The following is a 12,431-nucleotide window of genomic DNA, read 5'->3' as shown; positions in this document are numbered from 1 at the left end:
CCTCCCTCGCGCCATCAGAGATGTGTATAAGAGACAGCTACTACACCGAGCGCGTTAAGCTGTTGTTCGAGCGAGTACCCCATACACGTCTTCGTGGTGGTTTACTAACAATTCTATCGGTCAGTCACCTCGCGTCACGGAACCGAGAGTGGCTGACGGAATGAAAACGTGAACGACTCCGGCGACGAACAGCAGTGCGACAAACACACCGGCCAGACCGGCGAGTTGGTATCCCTCGAACGCGAGCAGCGTGAGAATAAGCAGGATGAGGACATCGAGGCGCTGTCGAATTTCGGGTTCCATATCTCCTGTAGTGACACTATAATAACAAATCTTTTGTGAGACGATTTGCTCAGTGACGAAGTTCGAGAGAGGGCTGAGCGCCGAGAGTGAGATGTACATGCGGACACGCCGTCGCGGCGCGACGAGACGCGCCGCTCGAAATATTGTGTCCGCGAGAAGCGCCGAGGGTGAGATTTGAACTACGTCCAGACGTGCTCGCTTCGCTGCGCGCGACTGACCTCGTTAAAATCTCAGACAGTCGTACATCCTCGTCATCCGGGGCGAGAGACACGGCGGTCTCTCGCAGGGTGACGTTCGGAAGAAGCGCCGAGGGTGAGATTTGAACCTCACTCGCAACGCTTCGCGTTGCTCGCTGGTTCACATCTTAGGTCGGAGTACACGCGGACACGCCGTCGCGGCGCGACGAGACGCGCCGCTCGAAATGTTGTGTCCGCGAGAAGCGCCGAGGGTGAGATTTGAACTCACGTGTCCGAATGGACAGTAGATTTCGAATCTACCGCCTTGGCCGGGCTAGGCTACCTCGGCTTCCATCACCTCGTATCCGCCGGATAGTTTAATCCGTTTCGATTTCCGGAGACAGCGAGGGGTGTCGACAGGCGTGACGCAGGGGTCGAGGTGAACATGATTTGAGAGCTACCAGTGAGACTAAGACGCATGCGCCCCGGAGTCGTCACATGGATATCGACACGGCGGCAACGACGTGCGACCAGGTCCTCGACGCCGTCTCGGAGGCAGTTATCGCCGACCGATTCTTCCTCGAAACCGTTCTCACGGGCGTCCTCGCCCGCGGTCACGTCCTCCTCGAAGACGTTCCCGGAACCGGAAAGACGCTGACGGCGCGGAGTGTCGCCACCGCGCTCGGCCTCTCGTTTTCCCGTATCCAGTTCACGCCGGACCTCCTCCCCGCCGACGTGACCGGGACGAACATCTACGACGAGCGCGACCGGTCGTTCGAGTTCTCACCCGGCCCAATATTCGCGAACGTCGTCCTCGCCGACGAAATCAACCGCGCACCGCCGAAGACGCAGGCGGCCCTCCTCGAAGCGATGGAAGAGGGACAGGTGACCGTCGACGGCGAGACGCATTCCCTCCCGGAGCCGTTCTTCGTCATCGCGACACAGAACCCGGTCGAACAGGAAGGGACGTTCGCGCTCCCCGAAGCACAGGTAGACCGCTTCGTGGTGAAGTCCGCCATCGGCTACCCCGAACTGGACGGTGAAATCGAACTGCTCCGCCGACGGGCGGGCCGCGAAGCACAGAGTCCCAGTATCGAACGTATCCTCGACCGCGAGGACGTGCTCGCGATTCGCCGCGCTCCCGAGGACGTCCGCGTCGACGACGACCTGTTTCGGTACATGGCTGAACTCGCGCGTGAGACACGCACCGACCGCCGCGTCAGAGTCGGTGTCTCACCCCGCGGAACACAACGGCTCTTCGAAGCTTCCCGCGCCCGTGCCGTCATCGAGGGCCGTGAGTTCGTCACCCCGGACGACGTGAAACGCGTCGCGCAGTCGGTGTTGGCCCACAGGCTCGTTCTCTCTGCGGATGCACGGGTCGAAGACGTCCAAAAGTCGGACGTCGTCGCCGACGTCCTCGAACGGGTCGTGGTTCCGACCCTCGACTGACTCGCCCCCAAACGAAGGGAAGTTGGGTGCGTGTTATCGTCGGAATCGACTTCGGCTACGTGTCATCGACGCAGCCCGGCGACGAGCGCGATAACACCGACTAACAGCAACACGACGGCCGTGATGGGCTGGCCGCCCGACGCCGCGGTTCCGATAGCGAATACCATTCCTGCGCCGACTGTGAGGACGACCAGTGTCGCTGCCGCGTGGACGACTTCGAGGCGAGTTGTGTCCGTCTCGCGACCGAGGTGGTCTCCAACTGAGAGCGCGTTTTCGGCGATATCCCACGCGAGAATCGACGCGATAGCAGTTAGCAAGAGCACTTCCGAGCCAGCGTCTCCGAGACCCCCGACGAGGAGTGCTAAGACGTAGATACCCCCCGCACCGTCGAGGATGCGCCGTGACCCGCGGGTGAGCCCACCGGCGAGAACGACACCCGCAAGAAGCGAGAGGAGTGCCGCGGCCGGCGACGTGACGGCGAGGACGAGAACCGAGAGCCCCGCCGCAGAGAGTGCCATTGCGGTCCCCGGCCGAGTCGGCTGGCGAGTGATTTCGCTCATCGCGACCACCCCGCCTCCGCTCGTTCGAGCGAGACACCGAGTGGTTCGTCACCCCAATCGACGACGCGAACGCCAGCGCGACGAAGGTCGCGGAGGCGCAGGTCCCGCTCGATTCGGGCGAGGCGTGCACCGAGCGACTCGGTCGACGTTGGGTCGGGAGAGACGACGGTGACGGCGTGTCCGTACGCCTCCAATCGCCGCGCAACCGACACGGCGTAGTCGTCAGTCAGCGGCGAACAGAAGATGACCTGCGCGTCACTCGACAGTCGGCGGCGCAACCGACGCATCGCGATTGAAGGGAAGAACGCCGCATCAGAGGGCGCTGGTGAGAACGCCGAGTGCGTAGCAAAGAGCCGGCGTGCACGGGCGCGATGGTCACCACCACCAGACGGGGGCAGCCAACACTCCTCGGGACCGAATGCGGCCACACCGACCCTGTCGCCGCTGTCGAGAAGCGCCGGGAACGCGATGCTCGCCGCATCGACACAGCGTTCGACCGCAGTCTCGGCATCCGTCGTCGGCGCGACGTGCGCCTCGGAACGGGTGTCGACGACGAGTACGACCGTCGCCGCACGCTCTTCTCTGAACTGGACTGTCGCGAGTTCGCCCGTCCGGGCGCGTCGATTCCAGTCGATGCGGCGAATCGGGTCGCCGTGGCGGTACTCGCGAATCGACGCGAACTCCAAGCCCGACCCCGGGACGTCAGTCTCGACGCGACCGGTGTACTGCGAAGTGAGTCCCCGGAGCGGAAGGTCGGCGGTAGCCGCGAGTTCCGGTTCACACCGCATCGTCGTCTCGGTGTGCCGCGTTTCTCTGCGTTCGAGAGCCCCGCTCGGGTCGCGGGCGATGACGACTGTCTCGTCCCACGTGTGCTCGCCGCGGATTGCAGTCACGGTGTAGGTGGTAGACGCAGTCGCACCCGGGCGAAGAGCGGTCCCGAGTCGAGCAGTCCCGTCTGAGACTGCCAGTGCTGGCGGCACACCATCGACGAGCCTGAGGTCGAATAGCGTCCTCGTCCCCTCGTTGGTGACGCGGAACGTGACAGTTACCTCGTCGTCCGCGTCGGGCGTCGAGTCAGAGAGTTCGCGTTCGACCTGAACCGAGACCTCGTCGAGCGTCGCGATTCGGATGTATCCGAGTAGGACGATGCCCAACCCCGCGAGGAGAAGCAGTGGGGGAGCGCGCATGAAGACGCCCGCGGCGGCAGTGACGAGAACCAGCCCCTCGACGCCGTGCCATCGTTCGGTGTCGAATCCCTGCGTCATCGTCCCACCTCAGCTTCGAGTCGCTGTGTTCGTTCGTGGTCGGTCGCATCCAGGGTGTCCTGTCCGGAACGTGGTTCACGTCCGATTCGGTCGATAGCATCGACAGTTCGGGCGACGCGAGACGTCAACACCGTCTGCCCAGAGACGAAAAAGCGGAGGCGCTGCCGAAACGAAATCGGAATATCCGCACCCAAGAACCGAGCAGCGACCACGTCGTCGGTCCACGCACCCGTTTCGATGAGCGTATCTGCCTCGTCCGGCGTTCGGCCATCCCGGAGGATAAGCGCGCGGCGCGCAGCCGTTTCGAGACGGTCGTTTATGTTGTCGCGAGCAGACCACCGCGTTCGGCGCGACGTGGCTGCGACGAGTTGGTCGTCGAAGTCGGAGCCCGGCACCGGCACGGCGACGCGAACTTCTGGGTCACTCGTTTGGGTCGTTCGCACTGTTGTTTCCCGGCGTCGCTGGACGTATCGGAGCCCTTGAATCGTCGCCAGCGCCGCGACGAGAGCGAGAAACACGTCGGTGAGGCCGAGACCCAGTCGAACGCCCACGACGACCGCCAGTCCAGCCACTGTCGCTACGACACCGACGAGCACGGCGAACGAACGCCTCGAAATCATCGGTCTGCCCCCACGTTGTCGGCCGCGTCGTCTGTGTCGGCGTAGGTCGCTTCGATGTTCCGAAGTGCATCTACGGCGCGGCGCTCGCGTTCCGCAGTCGCCTCGACGCCGCCGTACCGGACTGCTTCGAACAACGTCGTCAGTTCGGTGACGTCGTCTCGGTCCATCCCAGCGTCGACAGCCGCAGTGGCGAACTCTTCGGGCGTCGCCGCCGACCGATTCGGAACGTCGAGGAGAGCAGTCATCTCACCCCACGCGCGGAAGACTTCGTTTTCCACGTCGGCATCGCCGGATTCGATTCGTTCCGCCGCGGCTCCAGCCGCCCGCCCCACAGCAGCAACATCGGGATGTCCATCTTCAGGGGGCATCTCTGGGTCGTCGTCCGACGGAGACGAGTCTCCGGTAGACGTGACGAGCATGATGACCGCTGCGACGAGTGCGACCAGCAGGAGGAGACCGAAGAGTGCAGTCGGTGGCGAGACGTTACTCGCACTCCCGGCACCGCCTCCGGGGAGGCCACCGCCACCCGGAGGAATCAGTGAGATGTTTCCGACCGTGTCGGATGCGCGCGACGAAAACGAGAAGTCGCGCTGGCACGCCGTCAGGAGTGCGAGTACGAGGATAACCGGCGGTCCAAGCGCCAGCCCAATCGCAATCGGTGGGAGAAACGACCGCGACTTCCAGTAGGCGTACGCGCCGATGAGAAGAAACACACCGGCGATGAGTCCGAGTGCTGTCGGAGAGAGAAGCCACGGGAGACACGGTGTCGGAATGCTAAATCCACCGCTCGACCCCGAAAGCGGCTCGAACCCCGTCGATTCGCTCTCGCCTGCAACGGCACCGTCGCTCGGTCCTGCACCGAACCCGGAGGAGCCACCTTCGGTAACGACGGTCGAGTCGATAGTCGCAGCGACCACCGCGAGTGCGACCACCGCGAGGAGGGCGAGTGTAAGCGTACGGAGAGCACGTCGGTCCACGACAGGAGTTCACACTCCCGGTGGCCTAAAGGGCGAGGGTTCGATGGCGTGACAGTCTGCCGATTTCTGGTGAATTCGTGTGAGTCTGTGACAACGACAACGTCCAATTGGTGGTGTGTCGAAGCGAGCGACCCTACCTCACCCCAGCCAACCTCGCCCATCTCATCCTACCCAATCCCACTTCACCCATCTCACTCCACCTCATCTCCCACCCCACACAGACCACTGATGCAAGTGAATGCGGCGATACCGAAGCCCGGTGTAACCGACGAACAGGCAATCGCACACCACGATTGCAAGTGAACCCAGTCGGCGGTTGGGAGGTATCGAGAGCAGACAGACACCACCGATGCAAGTGAAGAAGAGTAAGTGTCTGGGTGGGGGGTAGTGGGACAGACCACCAGTGCAAGTGAACTCTCGATTCGTGTTCCACTGTTTACCCACCACAGTTTCAGGTGAATCAGGCGCGTAGAGCGCTCCTCCCGTCATAAACCGACACTGCAATTCAGTTGCTATCCCGCCACCACCTCAACAAGTATCAACGCTTTAGTTGAAAGTGTGCACTGTTGTTCTTCTAGACACCCTCGTAGAAGACGCTTCACTTGCAACAGTGGTGTGTGTCTGTCCCAGACCGATGGAATGACACACTCGACTCCGCTTCGTTCGGACCAGAAAACAGAACCGAGAAAGAATACAACCGAAAACAAAACCTCGCAAACAGTCATTCTCTGATTGTCTGTCATACTAAGTCATCATTCAGTAACATTTCTAGAGACAGTTCGCAGACAACACCGACAGACACCCGTCTGAACCCGTCTGTCGTCCGAACACGTCCTCTGTGTCTCCCCGATCAAATTCACATGTATCAGATGAAATCGGGGTTTTAAATAAGGGGACGGCACAACGACCCGACGCCAATGCGCCGGTTCGAGCGAAAACAAAACATCTTCACAAACAAGGACGCCCTCGGGGAGTCCTACAAGCCCGAGCGCATCCAAGAGCGGGACGACGAAATCTCGGAGTACATGGATGCGCTCCAGCCCGTCGTCGACGGGTGGGAACCGAACAACGTCTTTCTCTACGGGAATACCGGCGTGGGCAAGACGGCAGTAACCGAGTTTCTCCTCGAGATGCTTCTCGAAGACGTCTCTCAGTACGACGACGTCGACCTGAGTGTCATCTCTATCAACTGTAAGACACTCAACTCGTCGTATCAGGTCGCGGTGGAACTCGTCAACGAACTTCGCCCACCGGGTGCCGAAATCAGCTCGACCGGCTATCCACAACAGACCGTCTTCAAGAAGTTGTTCCAAGAGTTAGACGACGTGGGTGGGACGATTCTCATCGTCCTCGACGAAGTCGACTCCATCGGCGAGCGCGACGAACTCCTCTACGAACTCCCGCGGGCGCGCTCGAACGGGAAACTCGAAGAAGCCAAAGTCGGTCTCGTCGGCATCTCGAACGACTTCAAGTTCCACGACCAACTCGACCCGCGCGTACAGGACACACTCTGTGAGCGAGAACTGCACTTTCCGCCCTACCAGGCACCCGAACTCCAGAACATCCTCGAATCGCGTGCCGACGTCGCTATCGCCGAAGACGCGTGCGAAGAAGGTGTCCTCAACCTCTGTGCGGCCCTCGCCGCCCGCGACAGCGGGAGTGCCCGGCAGGCGCTGGACCTGCTCAGACTCGCTGGCGAACATGCCGAGAACAACGACGACTCACAAATCACGCTCGACCACGTCGATATTGCCCGGCAGAAACTCGAACAGGAGCGCGTCGTCGAGGGGATGCGCGAACTCACCGAAAACGGGCACTTCGCGCTCCTCGCCGTCGTCTCGAAGGCCGCCCACGACGAGACGCCCTGCCGGATGCGCGACCTGTACCAGGAATACCTTCGGCTGTGCAACTCCGCCGGTATCGACCCGCTCGCCCAGCGCTCGGTTCACAACCACCTCTCGGACCTCCGAATGCTCGGCATCCTCTCGGCCGAAGAGAACCGCACCGGGTCGCGCGGGAACTACTACAGCTACGCGCTGGACGTGCCCTTCTCCAGCGCGATGGAAGCCCTCTCGGACGTGCTCGCTCTCGACTCCGTCTTGGAAGAGATTCGCCGGACGGCACAGCAGGCCGAGGCCGTCTAACGGTCTCACGCTTCGCTGCGCGTTGCAAACACGAACTCACTCTGACTGCCGAGTGGGTCGTCCGCGACTCGTGTCTCGACCTCTTCGAATCCCGCATCCCGGAGTTGCTGAAGCGTCTGTGCACGCCCCGGTGCCGAGAAGAACATCTCGCCGCCCATCCATCCACGGCGGACCGTCTGGAAGCGCCCAGACGGGAGCGTCATTAGCAGCATCCCTCCCGGTTTCAGCACGCGGGTGAACTCCCGATAGACTGCCGGATGCGACTCTCGCGGGACGTGAAAGACCGCGTGGTACGCGGAAATCGCATCAACCGACGCGTCTCGAAACGGGAGCGAGCACATATCCGCCTGCACGAGTCGCGCGTCCGGCACAGTGTCGCGGGCGAGGTCCAACCCGCGGCGAGAGAAGTCTAGCCCGACGCTTCCGGATGGGAGGTTCGCGAGCGTCCGAGCACCGTCGCCGCAGCCAACGTCGACAACGAGTGGGTTTTCGGGCAGCATCTCGACGAGTTCCGAGAGGAGGGCCGCGTCCGACCCGGTCGGGTCCCGGGTTCGTGCGTACGTTTCAGACACCTCGTCCCACGCCTGTCGAATCTCGTTTCTGTTCATGACAGTCGTACGGACGGAGCGGAGATAACACCCGCTGCGAGCGTGCAGACACGACTCACACTCACTGTGAACGTGCAGTCACTGTGAGACGCTCGCCGAGAACGTGCAGTCAAAAGTAGGCTGTATTGCGCTATGCGAGTCCGAGGACGACGGAGCCGACGAACATCGTTCCGAGCATCACACCGAGGCCGAAGCCGATAATTCGCGCCATCGCCCGACGGGCGTCGGGTTCTGTCCACCCGGTTTGGGTGTCGAGCGTCTCCTGCATCGACTCGATGCCGCGGCCGAGTGCGACCGCACCCGACCACCCGAGCAAGCCGAACCCGAACAGGAGCGAGCCAAGCGCGAACGCCGTCTCGACACTCGCAGTCGGGTCCGAGAGCACCGTCGCGGCGACCACCGATACGGTGGCGACGACGACGCCCGCGACGAGCGCCGTGCCGACCAACCGAAGTCTGACACCCAGTTGTTCACTGAGCGGTGGGCGTTCGTCCGCCGAGTGGTCGGGCGCGGCAGTCATCGATTAATCGACCGCTTCCCGCATCCGCGGGTCCAGTGCGTCACGCATCCCGTCGCCAAGGAGGTTGAATCCCAGCACGGTGAGTGCGAGGAAGAACCCGGGGAAGAACGACCACCACCAGACACCCGTCAGCAGGCCCTGGCTCACACCGTTCGAGAGCATCAGACCCCACGAGGGCGTCCCCGCCGCGGCACCGAAGCCGAGGAACGAGAGCGCCGCGAGGTCGATGATGGCGAGCCCGAAGTTGAGCGTGCTCTGGACCGTAATCGGTGCCAGACAGTTCGGCAGGACGTGCCGAACGAGCACACGTGGGTCGGTCGCGCCCAGCGCGATGGTCGCGTCGATGTACTCGTTTTCGAGGACGGTCAGCGCCGCCCCGCGAACGACGCGGGCGAACCGCGGCGTGTAGACGAGCGTCAGCGCGGCGACCGCACGCCACAGCCCGAGGTCGTCCGGGAAGATGGCGACGAGCGCGAGCGCCAAGAGGAGCGACGGGAACGCGAGCAGCACGTCCATCGTCCGCATGATGACGTTGTCCGTCACGTCGCCGTAGTACGCCGCGATGATGCCGAGACCGACACCGAGGGTGGTCGAGGCCGCGACGGTGACGGTTCCGAACAGCATCGCGTACCACGCGCCGTAGGCGACCCGCGGGAGGAGGCTGCGCGCCTGACCGTCAGTCCCGAAGAGATACTCGAGACTGGGTGCGGCGCGGTTCGGGTTCGTCCCCAGTTGCGACTGGGTGATGGCGTCGAGCGAGATGAAGAGTCTCGCGTAGATGGCGACGACCACCATCGTGACGATGATGGCGATACCCGCCAACGCCAAGCGGTTCGACAGGAGCTTCGAGACGAACGGCGACGCTGTCACACGGTCGATAAGGCCGCGTTCGCCAGTCCCCGTCGTCGTCTCGGTCGTGGTTTTCGTTTCGGTGCTCATTGTTCAATCCTCGGGTCAAGGATGGAGTAGGTGATGTCCACACCGAGGTTGACCAGCGTGAACAGGAACGCGAACGTCAGGACCGTCCCCTGAACGATGGGGTAGTCACCGACCTTGATGGCCTCGACGAGGAGCGTTCCGATGCCACCGATGGCGAACACCGTCTCCGTCAGCACTGCACCGCCGAGCAGGCCACCGAACTGGATGCCGATGACCGTGATGACGGGAATCATTGCGTTGCGGAAGCCGTGTTTCAGGACCGTAATCTTCGCGCCTTGGCCCTTCGCGCGGGCAGTCCGAATGTAGTCTTGGCGGATGACCTCCAGCATCGACGAGCGCATCATCCGCGAGATGAGCGCCATCGAGTAGACGCCGATGACCGACGCCGGGAGAATCATGTGCCGGACAGCGGAGACGAACATGTCCCACTCTCCAGCGATGAGCGTGTCCACGGTGACGAGACCGGTCACGCGGATGGCCTCTACGTTGTAGAGGACTGAGATGCGACCACTCGTCGGGAGCACGCCGAGCACCTGCGCGAAAAGCAGGATGAGAAGCGGACCGCTCCAGAAGATTGGCACGCTGATACCGGCGAGCGCACCGATACGGGTCAGGTGGTCCGTGATGCTGTCTTGCTTGACGGCGCTGAGGATGCCCAGCGGAATGCCGAGGAACACGCCAATAAGCTGGCCGTAGATGGCGAGTTCGAGCGTGACCGGCAGCTTGTTCACCAGAACCTCACGAACGGTCGTGTTCCGCTGGATGATGAACGACTCTCCGAACTGGAACTGGGCGGCGTCGGCGATAAAGCGGCCGTACTGCACCCAGATTGGGTCGTTCAGGCCGAGGCTCTCTTCGACCTGCTTGACGAACTCCTCGCTCGCGCGCTCGCCCGCGATAGTAAGTGCGGGGTCGCCCGGAGAGAGGTGCAGGATAGAGAAGACGAGCGATGCCACTCCCACCAGCACCGGAACGAGCAACAGCAGCCGCTTGAGTACGAATCGTGACGAAATCATGTGTCGAAAAGTGGTCAGTCCTTAGTTCAGGCTGACCAGGTTGAGGTACGGTCCACTGATGGCCGCGGGCTTGAACCCGCTGACACGCTTGGAGACGCCGCGGAGTTCCTCAGCGTAGTCGAGGTAGACCCACGGTGCCTCGTCGTGTGCAAGCTGGTTCGCCTGTTTGTACAGCTCTTCACGCTCGGCATCGTCGTAGGAACTCTGACCCTGCTCGACGAGGTCCATGTACTCCTTGTTGGCCCAGCCCGAGCGGTTACTGGTGTTGTAACCCTCGGTGTCGAAGCTGACCCAGTTCTGTCCCTCGGTGAGTTTGTCCTCTTCCACCTGCGGGTGCAGGAGCACGTACATGAAGTTGTCCGGGTCGGCGTTGTCGGTGTACCAACCGAGGAAACAGGCGTCGTGGCGTCCCTGTGCAGTGTATTCGAGGAACGGACCGAACGACTGCTGGTTGATTTCGACGGTGATGCCGACGTCGCTGAGGTTGGACGCGACCGTCTCTGCGGTCTGGATGGGCGACGGGTTGTATCCGCGCGGGTTCTGGAACGTCGCGAGTTCGAACGTGAAGCCGTCACCGTAGCCAGCCTCTTCGAGGAGGCTCTTGGCCTTCTCGGGGTCGTACGGGTAGGGGTCGAGGCTGTCCTTGTGACCGAGGACGTTCGGCGGGAGCGGCTGGCTCGCCTGCGTCGCGAAGCCGGAGTAAATCTCGTTGACGATGGCTTCGGTGTTGATGGCGTAGCTCACGGCCTGCCGGACGCGCTTGTCGCGGAACTCTTCGCGGCTGGCCATGTTGAACGCCATGTAGCCGATGTTGATACCCTCGGTGCGGGCGAGTTCGGCGTTGCTCGCGTTTTCGATCTGAATCGACGACTGTGCGCCGAGTCCGTCGATGATGTCGAGTTCGCCGCTCGCGAGCGACTGCGCACGCGTGGAGTTCTGACCGATAGTGACGAAGACGACTTCGTCCACGTCAGGTCCGTCGCCCCAGTAGTCGGGGTTCGCTTCCAGACGGATGAGCTCGTTCGCGTCGTCGAGGTTGTTGAGTTGGAACGGCCCCGTACCGACCGGGTTCTTGTTCAGTTCGGTGCCGTACTCCTCGATGGCGGCCTTGGAGTGAACGGCGGCCGCGAACATCGCCAGATTGCGCAGGAACGGCGCGTACGTCTGGGTCAGCTGAATCGTCATCGAGTAGTCGCCGTCGACCTGAATCTCGTCGATCCACGCGCCGAGCGTGAACGGACCGTATGCGGAGACGTAGTCGTCGCCAGCGTAGTGTTCGTAGTCGCTGTCGACGAAGCGGCGATACGTCGCCACGAAGTCCTGTGCGGTGAACTCCTCACCGTTGTGGAACTTCACGCCCTCGCGGAGCTTGATAGAGGCCGTCTTCCCGTCGAGAGAGTACTCCGTCGCAAGCCCTTGGGTCAGCGTGGACTTGCCCGGCTCGAAGTTGATGAGCGTGTCGTACAGTTGCTCTGTGACTTTGGCAACCTCGCCGCTCGTACTGTTCTGGAAGTCGAGCGTGGGCGAGTGACTGCCGCGGCCGTAGCGGAGCACCTTCGGCGACCCACTGTCGCCACCGTCGGAGCCGCCTTCCTCTGCAGTGGTGTCCTCGCCACCGCCGCCAGTATTCTCCTCAGCGGTCGTCTCAGTCTCTGAGGTTCCACTACAGCCAGCAAGGGCCGCGGTAGCCGCGGCCGTACCCGCCGCGCTCAGGAAGCGACGTCGGGAGACAGTATTGCCATCCTGTGACATACGAGTAACTATCTACCACACGGTATAAAAATAACGGAGTCGGCCAAGGACGATTGGAAGACGGCATCGGGGTGGTGAGGAAAATATACGCACTACCGAAAA

Annotated in this window: 12 protein-coding genes and 1 tRNA gene; 2 read left to right on the top strand and 11 right to left on the bottom strand. The window is 62.3% G+C overall.

All coding sequences use genetic code 11. The annotated features are described in order from the left end of the window. Positions 1 to 120 precede the first annotated feature (120 nt). Both C453_RS05345 and C453_RS05340 read right to left on the bottom strand, forming a co-directional pair. Positions 121 to 303, bottom strand: a complete 183-nt coding sequence (locus tag C453_RS05345) for a hypothetical protein (RefSeq protein ID WP_049907511.1) — start codon at positions 301 to 303, stop codon at positions 121 to 123. A 440-nt stretch (positions 304 to 743) separates the two neighbouring features. Then, positions 744 to 828: transfer RNA gene (locus tag C453_RS05340), tRNA-Ser, on the bottom strand. 149 nt (positions 829 to 977) lie between these two features. On the opposite strand from C453_RS05340, the gene C453_RS05335 reads away from it, so the two are divergent. Continuing rightward, positions 978 to 1,928, top strand: a complete 951-nt coding sequence (locus C453_RS05335; protein WP_008323179.1) for an AAA family ATPase — start codon at positions 978 to 980, stop codon at positions 1,926 to 1,928. Positions 1,929 to 1,990: 62 nt separating this feature from the next. Here C453_RS05335 and C453_RS05330 read toward each other — a convergent pair whose 3' ends face one another. From C453_RS05330 to C453_RS05315, 4 genes are read right to left on the bottom strand one after another with little or no spacing between them, the layout of a single operon-like run. After that, positions 1,991 to 2,497, bottom strand: a complete 507-nt coding sequence (locus tag C453_RS05330; RefSeq protein ID WP_049907509.1) for a DUF7519 family protein — start codon at positions 2,495 to 2,497, stop codon at positions 1,991 to 1,993. Next, on the bottom strand, positions 2,485 to 3,753 hold the full coding sequence (locus tag C453_RS05325; RefSeq protein WP_008323175.1) for a DUF58 domain-containing protein: 1,269 nt from the start codon (positions 3,751 to 3,753) through the stop codon (positions 2,485 to 2,487). Before C453_RS05325 ends, C453_RS05330 begins: the two co-directional genes overlap by 13 nt. Then, on the bottom strand, positions 3,750 to 4,373 hold the full coding sequence (locus C453_RS05320; RefSeq protein ID WP_008323174.1) for a DUF7269 family protein: 624 nt from the start codon (positions 4,371 to 4,373) through the stop codon (positions 3,750 to 3,752). The genes C453_RS05325 and C453_RS05320 overlap by 4 nt, the downstream gene beginning before the upstream one ends. Beyond that, entirely contained in the window at positions 4,370 to 5,350 is a 981-nt protein-coding gene (locus C453_RS05315; RefSeq protein ID WP_008323173.1) for a DUF4129 domain-containing protein, read from the bottom strand. Before C453_RS05315 ends, C453_RS05320 begins: the two co-directional genes overlap by 4 nt. Positions 5,351 to 6,267: 917 nt before the next feature. Here C453_RS05315 and C453_RS05310 point away from each other — a divergent pair. Further along, positions 6,268 to 7,494, top strand: a complete 1,227-nt coding sequence (locus C453_RS05310; protein WP_008323170.1) for an orc1/cdc6 family replication initiation protein — start codon at positions 6,268 to 6,270, stop codon at positions 7,492 to 7,494. Positions 7,495 to 7,499: 5 nt separating this feature from the next. Here the strand turns inward: C453_RS05310 and C453_RS05305 are convergent, their stop codons facing one another. From C453_RS05305 to C453_RS05285, 5 genes are all read right to left on the bottom strand, one after another. Then, entirely contained in the window at positions 7,500 to 8,102 is a 603-nt protein-coding gene (locus C453_RS05305) for a class I SAM-dependent methyltransferase (RefSeq protein ID WP_008323169.1), read from the bottom strand. 130 nt (positions 8,103 to 8,232) lie between these two features. Next, a complete protein-coding gene (locus tag C453_RS05300; protein WP_008323168.1) occupies positions 8,233 to 8,622 on the bottom strand; it encodes a DUF7268 family protein in 390 nt (129 codons plus the stop codon). Positions 8,623 to 8,625: 3 nt separating this feature from the next. Next, the gene (locus C453_RS05295; protein WP_008323167.1) at positions 8,626 to 9,561 is read right to left on the bottom strand and encodes an ABC transporter permease; all 936 of its coding nucleotides are present in this window, start codon (positions 9,559 to 9,561) and stop codon (positions 8,626 to 8,628) included. After that, positions 9,558 to 10,577: an ABC transporter permease gene (locus C453_RS05290; protein ID WP_007544988.1), complete on the bottom strand. Its 1,020-nt coding sequence runs from the start codon at positions 10,575 to 10,577 to the stop codon at positions 9,558 to 9,560. The genes C453_RS05295 and C453_RS05290 overlap by 4 nt, the downstream gene beginning before the upstream one ends. Positions 10,578 to 10,598: 21 nt before the next feature. Further along, a complete protein-coding gene (locus C453_RS05285; RefSeq protein ID WP_008323166.1) occupies positions 10,599 to 12,329 on the bottom strand; it encodes an ABC transporter substrate-binding protein in 1,731 nt (576 codons plus the stop codon). Positions 12,330 to 12,431 lie beyond the last annotated feature (102 nt).

The sequence above is a fragment of the Haloferax elongans ATCC BAA-1513 genome (assembly GCF_000336755.1).
Taxonomy (GTDB): Archaea; Halobacteriota; Halobacteria; order Halobacteriales; family Haloferacaceae; genus Haloferax; species Haloferax elongans.
This window is presented reverse-complemented; position numbering and strand designations above follow the sequence as displayed.